This is a genomic window from Pseudomonas sp. FYR_5, from assembly GCF_043106315.1.
GTDB lineage: Bacteria > Pseudomonadota > Gammaproteobacteria > Pseudomonadales > Pseudomonadaceae > Aquipseudomonas > Aquipseudomonas putida_Y.
The window spans coordinates 1-19,271 of sequence record NZ_JBICMK010000033.1; the positions used below are offsets into that span (position 1 = coordinate 1).

General features: G+C 62.8%; 20 protein-coding genes. 8 read left to right on the plus strand and 12 right to left on the minus strand.

Annotated elements, in window-relative coordinates; translation table 11 throughout:
• Window positions 1–2: 2 nt before the first annotated feature.
• From ACF8RA_RS03420 to minC, 5 genes are all read right to left on the minus strand, one after another.
• Window positions 3–1,292 carry a M18 family aminopeptidase gene (locus ACF8RA_RS03420; RefSeq protein ID WP_176685023.1) on the minus strand — a complete coding sequence of 430 codons (1,290 nt, stop codon included), beginning with the start codon at window positions 1,290–1,292 and terminating at the stop codon, window positions 3–5.
• A 169-nt stretch (window positions 1,293–1,461) separates the two neighbouring features.
• Complete coding sequence (locus ACF8RA_RS03425; protein ID WP_003252569.1) at window positions 1,462–2,097, minus strand: RluA family pseudouridine synthase; 636 nt, start codon at window positions 2,095–2,097, stop codon at window positions 1,462–1,464.
• Between the two features lie 151 nt (window positions 2,098–2,248).
• Window positions 2,249–2,503: a cell division topological specificity factor MinE gene (minE, locus tag ACF8RA_RS03430; protein ID WP_003252572.1), complete on the minus strand. Its 255-nt coding sequence runs from the start codon at window positions 2,501–2,503 to the stop codon at window positions 2,249–2,251.
• 3 nt (window positions 2,504–2,506) lie between these two features.
• Window positions 2,507–3,319, minus strand: a complete 813-nt coding sequence (gene minD, locus ACF8RA_RS03435; RefSeq protein WP_003252574.1) for a septum site-determining protein MinD — start codon at window positions 3,317–3,319, stop codon at window positions 2,507–2,509.
• 109 nt (window positions 3,320–3,428) lie between these two features.
• Entirely contained in the window at window positions 3,429–4,190 is a 762-nt protein-coding gene (gene minC / locus ACF8RA_RS03440) for a septum site-determining protein MinC (RefSeq protein ID WP_021782475.1), read from the minus strand.
• A 111-nt stretch (window positions 4,191–4,301) separates the two neighbouring features.
• Between minC and ACF8RA_RS03445 the strand changes: the two genes are divergently transcribed.
• Both ACF8RA_RS03445 and ACF8RA_RS03450 read left to right on the plus strand, forming a co-directional pair.
• On the plus strand, window positions 4,302–5,237 hold the full coding sequence (locus tag ACF8RA_RS03445; RefSeq protein WP_176685024.1) for a lipid A biosynthesis lauroyl acyltransferase: 936 nt from the start codon (window positions 4,302–4,304) through the stop codon (window positions 5,235–5,237).
• A gap of 145 nt (window positions 5,238–5,382) precedes the next feature.
• A complete protein-coding gene (locus ACF8RA_RS03450) occupies window positions 5,383–6,531 on the plus strand; it encodes a patatin-like phospholipase family protein (RefSeq protein WP_176685025.1) in 1,149 nt (382 codons plus the stop codon).
• An 87-nt stretch (window positions 6,532–6,618) separates the two neighbouring features.
• On the opposite strand, the gene ACF8RA_RS03455 is transcribed toward ACF8RA_RS03450, so the two are convergent.
• On the minus strand, window positions 6,619–7,365 hold the full coding sequence (locus tag ACF8RA_RS03455) for a VacJ family lipoprotein (protein ID WP_370844494.1): 747 nt from the start codon (window positions 7,363–7,365) through the stop codon (window positions 6,619–6,621).
• A gap of 73 nt (window positions 7,366–7,438) precedes the next feature.
• Complete coding sequence (locus tag ACF8RA_RS03460) at window positions 7,439–8,737, minus strand: serine/threonine protein kinase (RefSeq protein WP_176685027.1); 1,299 nt, start codon at window positions 8,735–8,737, stop codon at window positions 7,439–7,441.
• 190 nt (window positions 8,738–8,927) lie between these two features.
• Between ACF8RA_RS03460 and ACF8RA_RS03465 the strand changes: the two genes are divergently transcribed.
• Window positions 8,928–9,293, plus strand: a complete 366-nt coding sequence (locus ACF8RA_RS03465; RefSeq protein WP_176685028.1) for a hypothetical protein — start codon at window positions 8,928–8,930, stop codon at window positions 9,291–9,293.
• 145 nt (window positions 9,294–9,438) lie between these two features.
• On the opposite strand, the gene ACF8RA_RS03470 is transcribed toward ACF8RA_RS03465, so the two are convergent.
• Entirely contained in the window at window positions 9,439–11,004 is a 1,566-nt protein-coding gene (locus ACF8RA_RS03470) for a beta (1-6) glucans synthase (protein WP_392514145.1), read from the minus strand.
• A gap of 197 nt (window positions 11,005–11,201) precedes the next feature.
• Here ACF8RA_RS03470 and ACF8RA_RS03475 point away from each other — a divergent pair, with 197 nt between their 5' ends.
• The 3 genes from ACF8RA_RS03475 to ACF8RA_RS03485 all read left to right on the plus strand — a co-directional run bounded on the left by ACF8RA_RS03475 (window position 11,202) and on the right by ACF8RA_RS03485 (window position 14,259).
• Entirely contained in the window at window positions 11,202–12,062 is an 861-nt protein-coding gene (locus tag ACF8RA_RS03475; RefSeq protein WP_176685030.1) for a glycine betaine ABC transporter substrate-binding protein, read from the plus strand.
• A 224-nt stretch (window positions 12,063–12,286) separates the two neighbouring features.
• The gene (locus ACF8RA_RS03480) at window positions 12,287–12,598 is read left to right on the plus strand and encodes a DUF485 domain-containing protein (protein WP_010952786.1); all 312 of its coding nucleotides are present in this window, start codon (window positions 12,287–12,289) and stop codon (window positions 12,596–12,598) included.
• Window positions 12,595–14,259: a cation acetate symporter gene (locus ACF8RA_RS03485; protein WP_176685031.1), complete on the plus strand. Its 1,665-nt coding sequence runs from the start codon at window positions 12,595–12,597 to the stop codon at window positions 14,257–14,259. Before ACF8RA_RS03480 ends, ACF8RA_RS03485 begins: the two co-directional genes overlap by 4 nt.
• Window positions 14,260–14,374: 115 nt before the next feature.
• On the opposite strand, the gene ACF8RA_RS03490 is transcribed toward ACF8RA_RS03485, so the two are convergent.
• Window positions 14,375–14,527, minus strand: a complete 153-nt coding sequence (locus ACF8RA_RS03490) for a DUF3309 family protein (RefSeq protein ID WP_003252624.1) — start codon at window positions 14,525–14,527, stop codon at window positions 14,375–14,377.
• A 206-nt stretch (window positions 14,528–14,733) separates the two neighbouring features.
• Here ACF8RA_RS03490 and ACF8RA_RS03495 point away from each other — a divergent pair, with 206 nt between their 5' ends.
• Window positions 14,734–15,543: an SDR family oxidoreductase gene (locus ACF8RA_RS03495; protein WP_392518786.1), complete on the plus strand. Its 810-nt coding sequence runs from the start codon at window positions 14,734–14,736 to the stop codon at window positions 15,541–15,543.
• 120 nt (window positions 15,544–15,663) lie between these two features.
• Window positions 15,664–15,843 (plus strand): carbon storage regulator CsrA, encoded by a 180-nt coding sequence (csrA, locus tag ACF8RA_RS03500; RefSeq protein ID WP_176685033.1) that lies wholly within the window; start codon window positions 15,664–15,666, stop codon window positions 15,841–15,843.
• Window positions 15,844–15,857: 14 nt separating this feature from the next.
• Here the strand turns inward: csrA and ACF8RA_RS03505 are convergent, their stop codons facing one another.
• The 3 genes from ACF8RA_RS03505 to ngg form a co-directional block, all read right to left on the minus strand.
• On the minus strand, window positions 15,858–16,085 hold the full coding sequence (locus ACF8RA_RS03505) for a YheU family protein (RefSeq protein ID WP_004575803.1): 228 nt from the start codon (window positions 16,083–16,085) through the stop codon (window positions 15,858–15,860).
• A gap of 83 nt (window positions 16,086–16,168) precedes the next feature.
• A complete protein-coding gene (locus tag ACF8RA_RS03510; RefSeq protein ID WP_176685034.1) occupies window positions 16,169–17,353 on the minus strand; it encodes an osmoprotectant NAGGN system M42 family peptidase in 1,185 nt (394 codons plus the stop codon).
• 170 nt (window positions 17,354–17,523) lie between these two features.
• Window positions 17,524–19,269 (minus strand): N-acetylglutaminylglutamine synthetase, encoded by a 1,746-nt coding sequence (ngg, locus tag ACF8RA_RS03515; protein WP_176685035.1) that lies wholly within the window; start codon window positions 19,267–19,269, stop codon window positions 17,524–17,526.
• Window positions 19,270–19,271 lie beyond the last annotated feature (2 nt).

Below are 19,271 nucleotides of genomic sequence, written 5' to 3' on the forward strand. Positions count from 1 at the left end.
CATCAAGGCAGTTCGCGGCTACGGTAGAACGCGGTCAGTACCTTCACCAGGTGCGCCAGGTCATGGCTGCCGCACAGCTCGCGAATGGAGTGCATGGCAAAGGTCGGCAAACCGATATCCACCGTGCGCACACCCAGGTGGCTGGCGGTGATCGGCCCGATGGTCGAGCCACAGCCCATGTCGCTGCGCACCACAAAGCTCTGCACCGGTACTTCCTCGGCCATGCACAAGTGGCGGAAGAACCCGGCAGTCTCGCTGTTGGTGGCGTAGCGCTGGTTGTTGTTCACTTTGATCACGGGCCCGGCGTTGAGCTTCGGCCCGTGGTTGCCGTCATGCTTGTCGGCGTAGTTGGGGTGCACGCCGTGGGCGTTGTCGGCCGACACCATCAGCGAGCGCTGGAGGGTGCGCACATAGGTGTCGCCATCGGGCAGCAGGCGCTGCAGGGTCTGCTCCAGCATTGGGCCATCGGCACCGCAGGCCGAGCAACTGCCGACTTCTTCGTGGTCGTTGCACACCAGTACACAGGTTTCGTCGCTGTCGGCGGCCAGCAGGGCCTGCAAACCGGCGTAGCACGACAGCAGGTTGTCCAGGCGGGCGCCGGCGATGAAGTCGCCATTCAGGCCGATCAGCGCGGCGTCCTGCGTGTCGTAAAAGCTCAGCTCGTAGTCCAGCACCACGTCGGCGATCAATTCGTGCTCGCGGGCCAGTTGCTCGGTGAGCAGGGCGCGGAAGTCGATGCGTTCGTCACCGGCCACTTGGGCGAGGATGGGGGGCAGTTCATTCTGCGGGTTGATCGCCCAGCCTTCGTTGGCGGTGCGGTTCAGGTGGATCGCCAGGTTGGGGATGATCGCGATTGGCAGCTTGAAGTCGATCAGCTGGCTTTCGACCTTGCCGTCACGGCGGTAGGTGACGCGGCCGGCCAGCGACAGGTCGCGGTCGAACCAGGGGGCCAGCAACGCGCCGCCATACACTTCCACGCCCAGTTGCAGGAAGCCCTGGCGCTGCAGCTCGGGCTGAGGCTTGACCCGCAAGCACGGGCTGTCAGTGTGGGCGCCGACCATGCGGATGCCATTGAGCAGCGGCGACTGCTTGCCCAGTTTGATGGCGATGATTGAAGAATCGTTGCGGGTGACGTAGTAGCGGCAGCCGGCCTCAGGGTCCCAACTGTCGCGCTCGTCCAGGCGCTTGTAGCCGGCCGCCTCAAGGCGCTGGACCAGGCTGGCGGTGGCATGGAAGGGCGTGGGGGAGGCCTTGAGAAAGTCGATAAGGCCGGTATTCAGTGCATCGCGCATAGCTCACTCCAGACAGCAGTGGCGCGAGTTTAACGCACAATGTCGACAATTTGTGTCTGCATCTTCGCGGCTAAAGCCGCTCCCACAGGTATTACACAGCCCCTGAGAGCAGCGCGGTCCCTGTGGGAGCGGCTTTAGCCGCGAAGAGGCCGGTACAGGCCCTGCGAAATCAGAACGGCGCCGGGCACTCGAACTTCAACCGCTGCCCGGACACCGGGTGGGTGAAGCTCAGCATCGAGGCATGCAGGCACAGCCGCTCATGGGCCGCCAGGGCTTGCGGGTTGGCATACAGCCTATCACCCAGCAGCGGGTGCCCGATCGACAGCATGTGCACGCGCAACTGGTGCGAACGCCCGGTAATCGGTGTCAACTCCACCCGACAGTAATCGCCGCAGCGCTCGACGATACGCCAGAAGGTCAGGGCGTGCTTGCCCTGCTCGTGGTCCACCACATGCCGTGGTTTGGTCGGTGGGTCGTAGCGCAGCGGCAGGTCGATGCTGCCGCTGTCCAGCGCCGGCTGGCCCCAGCACAGTGCGGTGTAGGCTTTTTCCGTTTCACGGTCGTGAAACTGGCGCGACAGCTCGCGGTGGCTGTCGGCATCGCGGGCCAGCAGGATGATGCCGGAGGTTTCCCAGTCCAGACGGTGCACGATCAGCGCATCGGGGTAGCCGTTTTCCTGCAGGCGGGTGATCAGGCAGTCCTTGTTGTCCTCGGCACGGCCAGGGACCGACAGCAGCAGGGTCGGTTTGTTGATCACCAGGATGGCAGCGTCTTCGAAGAGGATCTGGACATTCGACAGCGGCATTGCAGGTCTCACGAAAATAGCGTTAAACGCTGGGGCCGCTTTGCGGCCCTTCGCGGGCAAGCCCGCTCCTACAAAGGATATGCGTTCCCCTGTAGGAGCGGGCTTGCCCGCGAAGGGCTGCAAGGCAGCCCCAAGTTGTCGACTACGCGGATCAGCGATCCGGCAGGGTGATGTTCAGCTCGAGAATCGAGCAGCTGCCCTGGTTTTCCAGCTCGATATGCACATCATCGTTGCCGATGTTCACATATTTGCGGATCACTTCCAGCAGTTCTTTCTGCAGTGCGGGCAGGTAGTCCGGTTCGCTGCGTTGGCCGCGCTCGTGCGCCACGATGATCTGTAGACGCTCTTTCGCTACCGACGCGCTGGTCTGTTTCTGTCTGCCACGAAAGAAGTCAAAAAGGTTCATGGTTTATTTGCTCCCGAAAATGCGCTCGAAGAATCCCTTCTTCTGTACATCGATGAAGCGCATCGGCTTCTCTTTGCCCAGCAGGCGGTCGACCGCATCACTGTAGGCCTGGCCGGCATCGCTCTGGTCATCGAGAATGACCGGGATACCTTGGTTGGACGCCTTGAGGACGGCCTGCGACTCCGGGATCACACCCTTGAGCTTGATCGACAGGATTTCTTCCACGTCGGCCACGCTCAGCATTTCGCCTTTGACGACGCGCTCTGGGTGGTAGCGGGTGATCAGCAGATGCTCCTTGATCGGCTCTTCACCGTTTTCGGAGCGGCGCGACTTGCTCGACAGAATGCCCAGCATGCGGTCGGAGTCACGTACCGACGACACTTCCGGGTTGGTGACCACGATGGCTTCGTCAGCGAAGTACATGGCCAGGTGAGCACCTTTTTCGATACCGGCCGGCGAGTCGCAGATGACGTACTCGAAGTCCTTTTTCAGGTCCATCAGTACCTTTTCCACGCCTTCCTGGGTCAGCGCGTCCTTGTCACGGGTCTGGCTGGCGGCCAGCACGTACAGGTTCTCGAGGCGCTTGTCCTTGATCAGGGCCTGTTGCAGGTTGGCTTCACCGTTGACCACGTTGACGAAGTCGTACACCACGCGGCGTTCGCAGCCCATGATCAGGTCGAGGTTACGCAGGCCCACGTCGAAGTCGACAATGACGGTCTTGTGGCCGCGCAGTGCGAGGCCGGTACCAATGGCGGCGCTGGTAGTGGTCTTGCCCACACCCCCCTTGCCGGAAGTAACCACGAGAATCTTGGCCAAGGTGTTTCACCCCTAAAAATAGTCGGGACACTTGTCCCTGCAAAAAACTGAAATAGCTAAATAAAGGCAACGGTAAAAAAGTTGCTCTAAAAATGCTGGCAAGTATCCGTTAAAGACGGGTGATGTTCAACACGTCACCAGACAGGCTGACTTGCACGCTGGTCCCCCACAGTGGATCCCGGCGCAGGTCTTCGCAAACCTTGTATTGGCCGGCGATCGAGACCATTTCGGCGGTCATCTGCTGGCAGAAGATACGCGCCTTGGTGTTGCCTTTGATGCCGGCCAGGGCGCGGCCACGCATGGCGCCGTACACATGGATGTTGCCATCGGCCAGAAGTTCCGCACCTGGGCTGACCGAGGCGGTAACAATCAGGTCCCCCCCCTGAGCATAGATCTGTTGGCCACCGCGTACTGGCGAAGTAATGATGCGGGTCGGGCGCACCTCGGGTTCGGGGGGCGGTGGTGGCGCCGGGGCCGGTTCGGGCTTTTTGACTACCTCGGGCTCGGGCTCCAGCGGCCGTTCGCGGGCCCCGGACGGCGGCAGCACCGGCAGGTCGATGGCGATGGCGGCGGCGATGTCCTCGATGCGGTTGGCGCGGATGGCCAGGGTACGCAGGCCGTGGTGTCGGCAAATCCGCATCAAGCCGGGCAGGTCGACCGCCCCTTCGTCGGCCGGCAGCTTGTCCAGCGCCAGCACCAGCGGTGTATTGCTGAAGAAGTTAGGGGCCTGGGCGACTTTGGCCGCCAACTGGCGGTCGAGGGCTTCAAGGTCATTGCGTGCCAGTTCCAGTACCGTAATGGCGAGCATGCTGCCCTTGAGCTGGAACACGGAGGCGGTGTCGGGTGTGTGGTTTGGGCTCATGGTCTGCATAGACGGCTTGTTGCGAAAAAAGTGCCCTGACTTATAACGAGAACACCGGTTGCCCGCAACATGCGCTGATCCGTTGTAGAATGCGCGGCCTTTGTCTTTCCGGATGCTTCAATGGAACGCCCGCGTTTTCGTCTCTATTACCTTCACCCCAAGTTCTGGGGCCTATGGCTGGGCCTGGGCCTGCTGTGGCTGGTAGTCCAGTTGCCGTACCGGGTGCTGCTGAAAGTCGGTGCCGCGCTGGGCGCCGTCATGTATCACGTCGCCGGTGAACGTCGACGCATCGCCGCGCGCAACCTGGAGCTGTGCTTCCCGGAGCTGTCTGTCGACGAACGGCAGCGTTTGCTCAAGGCCAACTTCGCTTCAACCGGCATCGCCTTCTTCGAAATGGCCATGAGCTGGTGGTGGCCCAAGGCAAGGCTGGCGCGCCTGGCCCATATCGAGGGCCTTGAGCACCTGCAGGCCGCCCAGCAGGCGGGGCAGGGCGCGATCCTCATGGCGGTGCACTTCACTACCCTGGAAATCGGCGCCGCGCTGCTCGGTCAGCAGCACACCATCGACGGCATGTACCGCGAACACGGCAATGCACTGTTCGACTTCATCCAGCGCAGCGGCCGCGAGCGGCACAACCTCGACTCGCTGGCGGTGGAGCGCGAAGACGTGCGCGGCATGCTCAAGCTGCTGCGTTCGGGCCGGGCGATCTGGTACGCACCGGACCAGGACTACGGCGCCAAGCAAAGTATCTTCGTGCCGCTGTTCGGCATCCCGGCAGCGACGGTAACGGCCACTACCAAGTTCGCCCGGTTGGGGAAGGCGCAAGTGATCCCGTTCACCCAGAAGCGCCTGGAGGATGGCAGCGGCTATCGGCTGGTCATCCACCCGCCGCTGGCGGATTTCCCCGGGGAAAGCGAAGAGGCCGATTGCCTGCGCATCAACCGGTGGGTCGAGAGCGTGTTGCGCGAGTGCCCCGAGCAGTACCTGTGGGCGCACCGTCGGTTCAAGTCGCGGCCCGAAGGGGCGCCGCGGCTGTATGACAAGAAAAAGCGCTGAACCTTGTAAGCAGGCCCGGCCTCTTCGCGGGTAAACCCGCTCCTGCAGGATTACCACAGGTTCTGCATATTGCGGGGCCCTGTGGGAGCGGGTTCACCCGCGAAGAGGCCGGGCATGAAAGCACCTTGACCCCAGGAAGGACTCCATGGCTCCACCCCCGGTAACCGGTCTCATCCTGTCTGGCGGCGGCGCCCGCGCCGCCTACCAGGTTGGCGTGCTGGCGGGCATCGCCGAGTTGCTGCCCGCCGGCGCGCACAACCCGTTCCCGGTCATCGTCGGCACCTCCGCCGGGGCCATCAACGCGGTCACCCTGGCCAGTGGTGCCGTGCACTTCAACGACGCCGTGCAGCGGCTCACTGCCTTCTGGCAGAATTTCCGCAGCCATCTGGTCATCCGCAGCGACTGGCCCGGGGTCGTGCGCCAGGCCAGCCGCTTCGTCGGCCACAACCTGCTGGGGCTGGGTGGCCAGGCCCCCGTGGCGTTGCTCGACAGCAGCCCTTTGCGCAGCCTGCTGCAAACGCACCTGAACCTGGATGGCATCGGCCACGCCTTGGCCGCCGAGCAACTGCGCGCCGTGGCAGTGACCGCCTTTGGCTACGAGTCTGGCCAGGCGGTGACCTTCTACCAAGGCCGCGGCACCATCGAGGCCTGGTTGCGTCACCGGCGTATTGGCGTACCTGCACCGTTGACCATCGACCACCTGCTGGCCAGCGCGGCGATCCCGCTGCTGTTCGCCCCGGTGCAACTAGGCGGTGAATATTACGGCGACGGTGCAGTGCGCCAATCGGCGCCGATCAGTCCGGCCTTGCACCTGGGGGCCAGCCGCGTGCTGGTGGTCGGGGTCAGCGGAAACCCGCAGCGGCCAGCGCCACCGTTGCCGCCCCAGCGTGTGTTCAGCGGGCAGCAGCCGAGCCTGGCGCAGATCGGCGGGCACATGCTCAACAGTACGTTCATTGACAGCCTGGAAGACGATATCGAACTGCTGCAGCGCCTCAACCACTTGAGCGGGCTGTTGCCAGCGCACCTGGATGCCCGGCGCCTGGGGCTGGCCCCGATTGACGTACTGGTGGTGGCACCCAGTCAGCCGCTGGACGAGATTGCCGCTCGGCACCGCCGCGAGTTGCCGGCGGCGTTACGCCTGTTTTTACGTGGACCGGGGGCGACGCGCACCAGCGGGGCGGGGGTGCTGAGCTATTTGCTGTTCGAGGCCAGCTATTGCAGTGAACTGATCGAGTTGGGGCGGCGCGATGCCCTGGCCAAGAAGCGCGAGCTTTGCGAGTTCCTGGGGGGGTGATGTTGCTTGTGTGGGCCCTTTCGCGGGTGAACCCGCTCCTACAAGTTTGTGTAATGCCTGTGCAGGAGCGAAAGGGCCGCAGCAGGCTTATTCGGCTATCTGCAACTTGCGCGCCTGGGTATACACATACCGCACCTTTTCATATTCGAACGGCGAGTTGAGCTGGCCATAGCGGAATTTGGTCGTATAGCGCTTGTCCACCACGCGCAAGGCGAAGATTTCCGGGTGGTCGCTGCTGACTTCAGCCACGTTCAGGTAGTTGACTGCCTGCTCTCCCGCATAGTCCACCACCAGCCCGGTGGTATCGCGCAGGTTCGATGGCCCTAGCACCGGCAGCATCAGGTACGGCCCATCCGGCACGCCATAGAAGCCCAGGGTCTGGCCAAAGTCTTCGCTCTGGCGCGGCAGGCCCATGCTGGTCGCCGGATCCCACAGCCCACCCACGCCGATAATCGTGTTGAACATCAGTCGCGCAGTGATTTCTGCAGAGCGCTTGGCTTTGAGCTGCAACACGCTGTTGAACAGGTTCGGCACATCGCCAAGGTTGTTGAAGAAGTTGCTCACCCCCGTGCGCACGAAACTTGGAGTGACATACTGGTAGCCATTCACCAGCGGCAGCAGCACCCATTGGTCCAGTCGGTAGTTGAAGTGATAGATGCGCCGGTTGATCGACTCCAGCGGGTCGTACACGTTAAGCGCCGCCAAGGTTGAGCGCTCGAATTCGCGCTGGTCCAGCCCAGGGTTGAATTTCAGCTCACGCAGCGGGTCGAGGAAACCATCGGCTTCGGGCGCCAGGGGCGCGGTACTGCTCACCTGTGGGTCGGCTTCGACCACGCTGGCTCGTGGGGCGGTTTCGGCGGCCAGGGTGTGGCCAGCGGCAAGCAGGGCAGTGGCGAAGAGGAGTTTGTTAACCACGGAAGAACTCCAGCATGGCGTCACTGTTGACGCGGTAGTTGAGGTTGCCGCAATGGCCGCCATGGGGGTAGAGCGTCAGCCGGTCACCGAACACCTTGCGCAAAAAGCCAATGTCGCCCGGGCCGAGAATGACGTCGTCGGCGTTGTGCATCACGGCGATCTTGTCACTGCTGCGCAGGTAGTCTTCCAGGGCATACAGGCTGACTTGGTTGACCAATTGCAGGATGCTGTTGCCGTCGGTGCGGGCGCGCCACATCGGAATCACCTGTTCGGTCATGTAGCAGTCGAAGTCGCACTGCAGGGCGCGCTTGAAGAACGGCGTGAGGCTGCTGCCTTCGGTGATCGGGAATTTCGGCGGAATGATCAGGCCGCGGCGGTTGATCAGGTCGGAAGTGAAGGCGATGTCGGCTGCCGAGAAGCGGAACGAGGTGCCGATCAGCATGGCCATCTGTTCGTTGGACAGGTGCTGGCGCGACTGCTGGAAGTCGTACAGCAAGGCGTCGTTCAGGTCGATGTAGCCCTTGTCCTGGAAGTAGCGGGTGAGTTTTTCCAGCATCAGCTCATAGAACGTGGTGCTGCGGTCGATGCCCTTGACCTGGGTTTGCACCAGCTTGTCGAGGTTGTTGATCGAGGTGTAGAGGTTGACCGGTGGGTTGAGCAGTAGCACACGCTTGAAGTTGAAGCTGCGGCGGGTCTCGTCCAGGTGGCTGACGAAGGCGGCGTCGAGCGCACCCAGGCTGTAACCGGTGAGGTAGAAGTCACTGACCGGCAGGCGTGGATGCTGGGCGCGCACGGCCTGCATCACCCGGTACATGTCTTCGGCGTCTTCCTGGCTGATACCGGGGGTAGCAAAGCGCGAGGCTGCACTCATGAAGTCATAGCTGGTGGGCGATGACAGTTGCACCACGTGGAAGCCGGCCTGGTAGAACAGCTTTTTCAGGTATTCATTGATGCTGCTGCTGTAGGGCGCGCCGGTGCCGGCGATGATGAAGATCAGCGGCGCTTCGCGATCCTGGCGAGCCAGGCGGTACCTGAGCTTCTTCACTGCCCAGAAGTTGTCGGGCAACGTGAACTCACGTTCCGGGCGCAAGTTCAGGCTGTAATCGGACTGATTGATTTCATCGTCGCTGGGCAAGTCAGGGCGCTTGTCCGGCGGGGTGGTGGCGATGGTCGCCTCGAACGGGTTGGTCAAAGGGTAGCCATAGCTGGCAGCGTCGATATCCCGCGCTGAAGCGGCCACAGCCATGAGCAGGCTACCGAGCAGGGCAGCGAGGCGCAAAGATCGAAGCATGTAATCCCCCAAAAGAACGCAAGGTCGAGCAGTGTGCAGGCTAGGACCACAACCAGGCGGGCAAAGTTGCCCGCTGCGGTGGTCTTTGGCGTACTTGCTATCTGCAACATAGCTGCCGGTGTGTGATTTTGCCTTACAACCGGGCATAAGCGATCATGGATGCTTTCGATTACCGCTATTGGAGAACAGGATGTCTCGTTCGCTGCCGACGGCGTTGCTGGTGCTGTTTCTGGGGCTCTGGCTTGCGGCCAGTTATGGCGTGCGTTACGGCCTCATGGAGGATGGCCAGTGGGTAGGGCTGTGCGCAGTGCCGACGGCGTACTGGCAGTGCGAGGTGCGTTCGCTGCTGGGGTTGGGCATTCACTATCAGGTAATGGCCTGGGGCGGGCTGGGCCTTGCATTACTGGCCCAGTTCGTTTCCGCGCGTGCCGGCTGGTGGCTGGCAGTGTTGGCGTTGGTGTTCGCGGTGCCGGCGCTGGTGCTGTACACCGCCAGCATTGCGGTGTTTGCGCTGGTACTGGCGGGGTTGCGTCTGGTCAGGCAACCCCCATTGTAAGCAGCTGCGCGTACCTGTGGGAGCGGCCTTGTGTCGCGAAAGGCAGGGTTAAAGCTTCACAGCAAAAATTGCTGGGGCCGCTGCGCGCCCCTTTCGCGACACAAGGCCACACAAGGTCCGCGCTGGGCTTGAGGGATATGCAGTATCAAGCCTGGCGCATCCGCAAGCTGCGCCACAACGCCGCCGTCATCAGCACACTCACCACCGCCCAGCCCCAGGCCTGCTGGTTCTCCAGCCCTTCCACGAACAACTGCGGCGCCACTCCGGCGCCGACGATGAATGCCAGCAACGCCACCTCCGCCCGCCGTGCCCGCACCGGCCACAGCACATACACCAGCGCCGGCAACGCCAGGGCCGCACTGGGGAAGCTGCGGTAGCGCGGGTCGAACACCATTGCCAGCATGCTCACCGCCGCAGCAAAGCCCGCCGTCAGCAACAGCCAGCCGGCTCGCACCTGAAGCCAGGTGAACAAGCGCTCACGCCAGCCGGCCCGCCGCGCCAGCGCCAACAACGCATGGGCCAGCACCAGCAGGTTCAGCCCGGCCAGCATCAGTGCCCACAACCATTCCCCGGCAAAGCGAGCATGAGTACGCATCAACTCGCCCCACAGGCCCAGGCAAGCGGCGCCAAACGCCGCCAGCAATGGCAGCAGCAAGGCCGCCATCGGTGTAGCGGGGCGCCCGGCCAGCGCCAGCATGATCACCATCAGCACGGCGCTGGCCAGCAGCCACTGCGGCCAGTCATGCAGGTTGCTCACTGGTCCTTCGAGCACGCCCTTGTCCTGCCGGTCCGCGTCGTATAGCCCCCAGTAACCCCCCACTGCGCCCTCATTGACGCGTTTCCAAGGTTGATCGAAGGCTTCGATCAGGTTGTAGTGCCAGCCATTGCGCTCGGCCATGGCCACAAAACCACGGATGAAGCGCGCCTCATTGACCCCGCTGGGCACCGCGGTTTCACGCTGGCGGCCTTCGCTGGGCCAGCCGGTTTCGCCAATCAGTATGTCCTTGGGCGCGAAGCGTGTGCCGAACACACGGCGCACATCGGCAACGTGGGCCAAGGCATCGTCGATGCCACGCGGGTCGTCCTCCCAGTAGGGCAGCAGATGGATGGTCAGGAAGTCCACTGCCGGGGCCACCTGCGGGTGCTGCAGCCAGAACTCCCAGACATCGGCGTAGGTCACGGGCACCTTGACCTGGCGCTTCACCCGCGCGATCAATTTGGCCAGGTGGGCACCGGTCACCTCCTTGCGCAACAGTGTCTCATTGCCGACGATCACCGCGCTGACCACGTCAGGGTTGGCGTTGGCAGCGGCGATCAGCAGGTTGATTTCCTTCTCGGTGTCGGCCGGGTGTGCGTTCACCCAGGCGCCCAGCATCACCTTCAGGCCATGCTTGCGTGCCAGCGCCGGGATTGCCTCAAGACCGCTCATGGAATAGGTACGGATGCACTGAAACCGCTCGGCCAGTAACGCCAGGTCGGCGTCCATCCGCGTCGGTCGCAGGCGAAACGGCTGGTCATAAGGCGACTGGTCTTTGTCGAACGGCGTGTACGAGGCGCATTGCAGTTTGTGCGCAGGGCTGGCCGCATCGGGCAGGTGCACCGGCTTGCCCAGCCCGTACCAGAGCCCCCCCAGCCCGAGCAGGGCCAGCAGGCAGGCAAGCAGGTACAACGGTAACAACAGGCGGCTACAACTGGGCATCGGGCGGTCCATCGTCTGGTACAAAAGGCTGGATAGTAGCCCGGCGCCAAACCTTTGGCATGCAAGGATCGCGCAGACCGATGCCGACCGATGGCGCTAATGGCATAGTGCTGTCGCATATGGGGCGGGTATAGGTCGCAGCTGGATCAGGTCGACTTGTGTTGCAGGACGATGATGCAATCTCCAAGACCTGACGAGGGGATGCTTTGATGGCAACTTTGAAGAAAATGCGACGTTTACTGGGTGTGGGCACCGCCCTGGTAATGGCCATGAGCGCTGCACAGGCTATGGCCAAAGAAGTAAGCATTGGTTACGTGGATGGTTGGGCCGACAGCGTGGCGACCACCAACGTGGCCGCCGAAGTAATCAAGCAAAAACTCGGCTACGACGTGAAGCTGCAGGCCGTGGCCACGGGGATCATGTGGCAGGGTGTGGCAACTGGAAAACTCGATGCCATGTTGTCGGCCTGGTTGCCGGTGACCCATGGTGAGTACTGGGCCAAGAACAAGGACAACGTGGTCGACTACGGCCCTAACTTCAAGGACGCCAAGATCGGTCTGATCGTCCCCGAATACGTCAAGGCAGTGAGCATCGCCGACCTCAAGACCGACAATACCTTCAAGGACAGAATTGTCGGCATCGACGCAGGCTCCGGTGTGATGCTCAAGACCGACCAGGCGATCAAGGACTATGACCTGACGGGTTACAAGTTGCAGGCCAGCTCGGGTGCGGCGATGACTGCGGAGCTGGGCCGTGCCTATGCCAAGCAGCAGTCGATTGCGGTGACCGGTTGGGTTCCGCACTGGATGTTCGCCAAGTGGAAGCTGAAGTTCCTCGAAGACCCGAAAGGCGTGTATGGCGCGGCAGAAACCGTGAACAGCATCGGCAGCAAGGAACTGGCAGCCAAGGCACCGGAAGTGGCGGAGTTCCTGAAGAAGTTCAACTGGCAGTCCAAGGACGAGATTGGCGAGGTGATGCTGGCGATCCAGGAAGGGGCCAAGCCTGAAGCGGCGGCCAAGGACTGGGTAGCCAAGCACCCTGATCGTGTGAAGGAGTGGACTGGCAAGTAAAAGCCTTCCAGGGCCAATGTTGTTTCTTCGCGGGTAAACCCGCTCCTACAGGCCTGTGCAGGCCCTTGTAGGAGCGGGTTTACCCGCGAACAGGTTTTCACGTTGTTACGCAATCGGTAAAACACCGTTGCATCTAAGACTAAGGTCGTCTGGTTGGCGTCCATCGGCAGCATAAAGTAAGGGCGTGGGTTCCATCCCGTATCTGTGCTGCTAGGACAAAAACAATGAACGACAGCATTTACCTCTCGATACAAAACAGCCCCCGTTTCAAGGAGCTGGTCACCAAACGCGAGCGGTTCGCCTGGATTCTCTCGGCGATCATGCTCGGCCTGTATTGCGCCTTCATCCTCCTGATCGCCTACGGTCCCCATGTGCTGGGCGCCAAGCTCAGCCCTGAGTCATCGATTACCTGGGGCATTCCCCTGGGCGTCGGTCTGATCGTTTCGGCATTCGTCCTGACCGCCATCTACGTGCGCCGCGCCAACGGCGAATTCGATGAGCTGAACAAGGAAATCCTGAAGGAGGCGCAACAATGATTCGCCCTGTCAAAGCCCTGGCCGTACTGGCCTGCGGAGCTTTTGCACCCGCCGTGTGGGCCGCCGATGCCCTGACCGGCGAGGTGCAGAAACAACCGCTGAACGTTTCCGCCATCGCCATGTTCGTGGCCTTCGTCGCCTTCACGCTCGGCATCACCTACTGGGCCTCCAAACGCAACAAGTCGGCATCGGACTATTACGCTGCCGGCGGCAAGATCACCGGCTTCCAGAACGGTCTGGCGATTGCTGGCGACTACATGTCAGCCGCCTCGTTCCTGGGTATTTCCGCACTGGTGTTCACCTCTGGTTACGACGGCCTGATCTACTCGATCGGCTTCCTGGTCGGCTGGCCGATCATTCTTTTCCTGATTGCCGAACGCTTGCGCAACCTGGGCAAGTACACCTTCGCCGACGTGGCCTCGTACCGCCTCGGGCAAAAGGAAATCCGCACCCTGTCTGCCTCCGGTTCGCTGGTGGTGGTGGCGTTCTACCTGATCGCGCAAATGGTCGGTGCCGGCAAGCTGATCGAGCTGCTGTTCGGCCTGGACTACCATGTGGCGGTGGTTCTGGTGGGTATCCTGATGTGCCTGTACGTGCTGTTCGGCGGCATGCTGGCCACCACGTGGGTACAGATCATCAAGGCTGTGCTGCTGCTGTCCGGTGCCAGTTTCATGGCGCTGATGGTGATGAAGCACGTGGGCTTTGACTTCAACACGCTGTTCACCGAAGCGATCAAGGTACACGCCAAGGGTGAGGCGATCATGAGCCCCGGCGGCCTGGTCAAGGACCCGATCTCGGCGTTCTCCCTGGGCCTGGCACTGATGTTCGGTACTGCCGGCCTGCCGCACATCCTGATGCGCTTCTTCACCGTCAGTGACGCCAAGGAAGCGCGCAAGAGCGTGCTGTACGCCACAGGCTTCATCGGCTACTTCTACATCCTCACCTTCATCATCGGCTTTGGCGCGATCCTGCTGGTCAGCACCAACCCGGACTTCAAGGACGCCGCAGGCGCCCTGCTGGGCGGCAACAACATGGCCGCGGTGCACCTGGCCAATGCGGTGGGTGGCAGTGTGTTCCTCGGCTTCATCTCGGCGGTGGCCTTCGCCACCATCCTGGCGGTGGTGGCTGGCCTGACCCTGGCCGGTGCCTCGGCGGTGTCCCACGACCTGTACGCCAGCGTCTGGCGCAAGGGCAAAGCCAACGACAAGGACGAGATCCGCGTATCGAAGATCACCACTGTCGCCCTGGGCGTGCTGGCGATCGGCCTGGGGATTCTGTTCGAGAAGCAGAACATCGCCTTCATGGTCGGCCTGGCGTTCTCCATTGCGGCCAGCTGCAACTTCCCGGTACTGCTGCTTTCGATGTACTGGAAGAAGCTGACCACCCGCGGCGCCATGATCGGCGGCTGGCTGGGCCTGGTGAGTGCGGTGACGCTGATGATCCTTGGCCCGACCATCTGGGTACAGATTCTCGGCCACGAGAAGCCAATCTACCCGTACGAGTACCCGGCGCTGTTCTCGATGGCCATTGCCTTCGTCAGCATCTGGTTCTTCTCGGTCACCGACAAGTCCAAGGCGGCTGAGGATGAGCGCGCGCTGTTCTTCCCGCAGTTCGTGCGTTCACAGACTGGCCTGGGTGCCAGCGGGGCGGTCTCGCACTAACGTCATTAACCTGCACTGAAAAACGCCCCGCCAGTCGGGGCGTTTTTTATTTTATGCAGGCGACTCGCTTGCCACTCGCCTCAAGTGATTGTCTGAAGTGACTGTCCGCAGCGCGTCATATCATCCCAAGCAACAGTAGTACCAGCAGAATCACCAACACCACGCCGATTATGCCGGAAGGGCCATAGCCCCAGCTGCGCGAGTGGGGGAAGACCGGTAAGCCACCGATCAGCAGCAGAATCAGGATGATGATAAGGATCGTGGTCATGTCAAAGTCCTTGCGTGATTAGGGGGCAAGAGCCTGAGAATGCTGGCCTCTCGATAATTCGGACCGGTGCGGGTTGGTAAAGATTCCATCCCCGTGCAGCCGCCTACCCGGTCATGCCCGCCCATTCACTACCCTGATGAATCCTGCCGGATGGCGACGCCTTGATTAGACTCACCGGACTACTTGTCAGAACAAGGCCTGCGACCATGCAAAAACGCATCATGATCACCGGCGCCGGGTCTGGCCTCGGCCGCGAGATCGCCCTGCGCTGGGCGCGTGAGGGCTGGCGCCTGGCACTGGCCGATGTCAACGAAACCGGCCTGCGCGAAACGCTGGAGCAGGTTCACCAGGCCGGTGGCGACGGCTTCGTCCAGCGCTGCGATGTGCGCGACTATAGCCAGCTGACGGCCCTTGCCCAGGCCTGCGAAGAGAAGTTCGGTGGGGTCGATGTGATCGTCAACAACGCCGGCATCGCTTCGGGCGGGTTCTTCGCCGAGCTGTCGCTGGAAGACTGGGACTGGCAGATCGCCGTCAATCTGATGGGCGTGGTCAAGGGTTGCAAGGCGTTCCTGCCGCTGCTGGAGCGCAGCAAGGGGCGCATTATCAACATCGCCTCGATGGCTGCACTGATGCAGGGCCCGGGCATGAGCAACTACAACGTGGCCAAGGCCGGCGTGCTGGCATTGTCGGAAAGCCTGCTGGTGGAGTTGCGCCAGATTGAGGTGGCGGTGCACGTGGTGTGCCCGTCGTTCTTCCAGACCAACCTGCTGGACTCGTTCCGCGGGCCGAACCCGACGATGAAGGCACAGGTTGGCAAGCTGCTTGAAGGTTCGCCGATCAGTGCGGCGGACATTGCCGATTATATCCATCAGCAGGTCGCTGCAGGCGAGTTCCTCATCCTGCCCCATGAGGCAGGGCGCCAGGCCTGGCAACTGAAACGCCAGGCCCCTGAGCGGCTGTATGACGAGATGGCCGAAATGGCAGTGAAAATGCGGGCAAAAGCTCAGTCGCGATGATTGGTCTGTAGGAGAAATTACTCAAAAGCGTAAGGGGCTTCTGAATCGCAGTGGGGCTATTGAGTAGCTGAATACCTACGGGGCAGGCTCCGGTTTTCCCTTTCGCAGGAGGATCGGAACATGCTGGTAATTGGGCGCGAAGTGGGGGAGGTCATCATGATTGGCGATGATATCCGGATCGTCGTGGTGGAGACCCGGGACGGCGTGGTGCGCTTTGGTGTGGATGCTCCGCGTGAGGTGCCGGTGCATCGAGCCGAAGTTCACAAGCGCATCAAGGCGTCCAAGCAGAGCAAGGCCTGAACAGGCCTTGCCTGCTATTCGAGCAGCTCGCGGGGCACATCATGCTTGGCCAGCAACTGGCATTGCTGGCTTTCCAGGTCGAAAAGGATGAAAGCCTGGCCTTTGGCCAACGCCTGGCGTACCCGCAGCACGCGGGTTTCCAGCGGGGTGTCGTCGCCGTTGTCAGTGCCGTCGCGGGTGACGAAGTCCTCGATCAGGCGGGTCAGGGTTTCGGCTTGCAATTGGTCGTAGGGGATCAGCATGGTCGGGTGGTGTCTGAAATAGGTCTGGGCATGCTACGCGAAACATTCGAGGTGTAGGGGCCGCTTTGCAGCCCCGTGGGCGTTTAGCCTTTGTTTCCGATCAGGCTGTCCACCGCCGGTACCCGCGTGTCGCTTTCCATCTGCGCATCATGCTCCAGTTGGTGGCTGAAGCGCTCGAGCGATGCATTGGCCGGCTGCGAGTCGCTGGCAAACACTGGCGGGCTCAGCAGGTAGGCTGACAACAACCGGCTCAGCGCTGCCAGGCTGTCGATATGGGTGCGTTCGTAACCATGGGTGGCATCGCAACCAAAGGCCACCAGCGCGGTACGAATGTCGTGCCCGGCAGTCACCGCCGAATGGGCATCGCTGAAGTAATAGCGGAACAGGTCGCGCCGCACCGGCAAGTCGTGGTCACCGGCCAGTTTCAGCAGGTGCCGGGACAGGTGGTAGTCGTAAGGCCCCGACGAGTCCTGCATGGCCACACTGACCGCATGCTCGCTGGAAGCCTGCCCAGGCGCCACCGGGGCGATGTCGATGCCGACGAACTCGCTGACGTCCCAGGGCAGGGCGCCGGCTGCTCCCGAGCCGGTCTCCTCGGTGATGGTGAACAGCGGGTGGCAGTCGATCAGCGGCTGGCGACCGCTTTCCACCACCGCCTTCAATGCCGCCAGCAATGCGGCCACGCCAGCCTTGTCGTCCAGGTGACGGGCGCTGATGTGGCCGCTTTCGGTGAACTCGGGCAAGGGGTCGAAGGCCACGAAATCCCCAATGCTCACGCCCAGTGCCTCACAGTCGGCGCGCGTGGCGCAGTAGGCATCCAGGCGCACTTCCACGTGATCCCAGCTGATCGGCATCTGGTCGATGGCCGTGTTGAAGGCATGCCCGCTGGCCATCAGCGGCAGCACACTGCCACGGAATACCCCGGTATCGGTGAACACGCTAACCCGGCTGCCTTCGGCAAAACGGCTGGACCAGCAGCCGACGGGGGCCAGGGCCAGGCGGCCATTGTCCTGCAACTGGCGCACGCTGGCGCCGATGGTATCCAGGTGGGCAGAGACGGCGCGGTCGGGGGTGGCCTGCCGGCCTTTGAGGGTGGCGCGAATGGTGCCGCGGCGGGTCAGCTCGAAGGGGATGCCCAGTTCGTCAAGGCGTTCGGCCACGTAGCGCACGATGGTGTCGGTGAAGCCGGTGGGGCTGGGGATGGCGAGCATTTCCAGCAGCACGCGTTTGAGGTAGTCGAGATCGGGTTCGGGGTGTCGCTCGGACATGTCCAGGCCTCCGGTCGGGTTAAAATTTCGCAGTCCTTGTGGGAGCGGCCTTGTGTCGCGAAAGGGCCGCAAAGCGGCCCCGGCAATATCGGCAGCGAAGCTGAGATCCTAGGGGCGCTTCGCACCCCATTCGCGACACAAGGCCGCTCCCACAAAAAGCCGAGCAGTTGTCAGGCCAAAGGCCGGCTATGGGGAAACAGCAGGTCGATAAAACGCTCGGCCGTGGGCTGAGGTTCATGGTTGGCCAGGCCGGCACGTTCGTTGGCCTCGATGATCACGTACTCCGGCTGCCCGGCATCACGCACCATGAAGTCCAGCCCCACCACCGGAATTTCCAATGCGCGTGCCGCGCGCACGGCAGCATCGGCCAGCACCGGGTGCAGGCGTTCGGTGACGTCTTCCAGGGTGCCGCCGGTGTGCAGGTTGGCCGTACGTCGCACGGCCAGGCGCTGGCCGGCTGGCAGCACGTCGTCATAACCAACGCTCGCTGCGCGCAAGGTGCGCTCGGTTTCGTCGTCCAGCGGAATGCGGCTTTCGCCACCGGTGGCGGCCTGGCGGCGACGGCTCTGGGCTTCGATCAACTGGCGCACGCTGTGTTTGCCGTCGCCCAGCACCTGCGCCGGGTGACGGATGGCGGCGGCCACCACCTCGTAGCCGATCACCACGATGCGCAGGTCGAACCCGGCATGAAAGCTTTCCAGCAGCACGCGGCTGTCGAACTGGCGGGCGTGCGCCACGGCACGGGTGATGTCGTCGATACAGGTCAGGTTCACCGCCACCCCCTGGCCTTGCTCGCCATCGACTGGCTTGACCACCACCGCGCCATGCTCGTCGAGAAACGCCAGGTTGTCATCGGCATTGCCCGCCAGCTGTTGCGCGGGCACCTGCAGCCCGGCGTTGTGCAGGGCGTGCTGGGTCAGGCGTTTGTCCTGGCACAGGGTCATGGTCACGGCACTGGTCAGGTCGCTGAGCGATTCCCGACAGCGAATGCGCCGCCCGCCCAGGCTCAGGGTGAACAGGCCGCCAGCGGCGTCGTCCACCTGCACTTCGATGCCCCGGCGCAGGGCCTCGTCAACGATGATGCGTGCGTAGGGGTTGAGGTCGGCCTGCGGGCCGGGCCCGAGGAACAGCTGCTCGTTGATACCGTTCTTGCGCTTGACGGCGAAGGTGGGCAGGTTGCGAAAACCCAGTTTCTGGTACAGGCGCTTGGCCTGGCGGTTGTCGTGCAGCACCGACAGGTCCAGGTAGGCCAGGCCACGGCTCATGAAGTGTTCGATCAGGTGGCGCACCAGCACCTCGCCCACGCCGGGGCGGGTGCAGTGTGGGTCCACCGCCAGGCACCACAGGCTGCTGCCGTGCTCGGGGTCATCGAACGCCTTGGTGTGGTTCAGGCCCATGACGCTGCCGATCACCGAGCCGCTGTCTTCGTCCTCTGCCAGCCAGTACACCGGGCCACCCAAGTGCCGGGGGGTAAGCAGTTCGGCGTCGACGGGGAGCATCCCGCGCGCCTGGTACAGGGTGTTGATCGCCTGCCAGTCGGCGGGGTTCTGTGCCCGGCGCACGCGAAAGCCGCGAAATACCCGCTGCGCCGGGCGATAGTCGGTGAACCACAGGCGCAGGGTGTCGGACGGGTCGAGGAACAGCTGCTGTGGGGCCTGGGCCAGCACCTGCTGCGGTGCGGCCACGTACAGGGCGATGTCACGTTCGCCCGGGTGCTCGTCGAGCAAATCCTCGGCCAGGGAAACCGGGTCGGGGTAGGTGTGGCCTATCAGCAGCCGGCCCCAGCCGCAGTGCACGGCACGCGGTTGGTCGTGGGGCTGGCTGCCGTCGCCGGCCAGGCGCGCTTGCAGGCGCTCGTAGGACGGCGCCTGGCCGCGCAGCAGGCGCTGACCATAAGCGATTTCATGGGCTTTCATCG

Excerpts from the sequence above, each read along its gene's own strand:
- ACF8RA_RS03425 (WP_003252569.1), bottom strand. The coding sequence starts at position 2,097 with ATGCCGCTGTCGAATGTCCAGATCCTCTTCGAAGACGCTGCCATCCTG.
- minC (WP_021782475.1), bottom strand. The coding sequence starts at position 4,190 with ATGCAGACCATGAGCCCAAACCACACACCCGACACCGCCTCCGTGTTC.
- ACF8RA_RS03475 (WP_176685030.1), top strand. The coding sequence starts at position 11,202 with ATGGCAACTTTGAAGAAAATGCGACGTTTACTGGGTGTGGGCACCGCC.
- ACF8RA_RS03420 (WP_176685023.1), bottom strand. The coding sequence starts at position 1,292 with ATGCGCGATGCACTGAATACCGGCCTTATCGACTTTCTCAAGGCCTCC.
- ACF8RA_RS03465 (WP_176685028.1), top strand. The coding sequence starts at position 8,928 with ATGTCTCGTTCGCTGCCGACGGCGTTGCTGGTGCTGTTTCTGGGGCTC.
- ACF8RA_RS03505 (WP_004575803.1), bottom strand. The coding sequence starts at position 16,085 with ATGCTGATCCCCTACGACCAATTGCAAGCCGAAACCCTGACCCGCCTG.
- ngg (WP_176685035.1), bottom strand. The coding sequence starts at position 19,269 with ATGAAAGCCCATGAAATCGCTTATGGTCAGCGCCTGCTGCGCGGCCAG.
- ACF8RA_RS03460 (WP_176685027.1), bottom strand. The coding sequence starts at position 8,737 with ATGCTTCGATCTTTGCGCCTCGCTGCCCTGCTCGGTAGCCTGCTCATG.
- ACF8RA_RS03485 (WP_176685031.1), top strand. The coding sequence starts at position 12,595 with ATGATTCGCCCTGTCAAAGCCCTGGCCGTACTGGCCTGCGGAGCTTTT.
- csrA (WP_176685033.1), top strand. The coding sequence starts at position 15,664 with ATGCTGGTAATTGGGCGCGAAGTGGGGGAGGTCATCATGATTGGCGAT.
- ACF8RA_RS03510 (WP_176685034.1), bottom strand. The coding sequence starts at position 17,353 with ATGTCCGAGCGACACCCCGAACCCGATCTCGACTACCTCAAACGCGTG.
- ACF8RA_RS03450 (WP_176685025.1), top strand. The coding sequence starts at position 5,383 with ATGGCTCCACCCCCGGTAACCGGTCTCATCCTGTCTGGCGGCGGCGCC.
- ACF8RA_RS03495 (WP_392518786.1), top strand. The coding sequence starts at position 14,734 with ATGCAAAAACGCATCATGATCACCGGCGCCGGGTCTGGCCTCGGCCGC.
- ACF8RA_RS03445 (WP_176685024.1), top strand. The coding sequence starts at position 4,302 with ATGGAACGCCCGCGTTTTCGTCTCTATTACCTTCACCCCAAGTTCTGG.
- ACF8RA_RS03470 (WP_392514145.1), bottom strand. The coding sequence starts at position 11,004 with ATGGACCGCCCGATGCCCAGTTGTAGCCGCCTGTTGTTACCGTTGTAC.
- ACF8RA_RS03480 (WP_010952786.1), top strand. The coding sequence starts at position 12,287 with ATGAACGACAGCATTTACCTCTCGATACAAAACAGCCCCCGTTTCAAG.
- ACF8RA_RS03490 (WP_003252624.1), bottom strand. The coding sequence starts at position 14,527 with ATGACCACGATCCTTATCATCATCCTGATTCTGCTGCTGATCGGTGGC.
- minE (WP_003252572.1), bottom strand. The coding sequence starts at position 2,503 with ATGAACCTTTTTGACTTCTTTCGTGGCAGACAGAAACAGACCAGCGCG.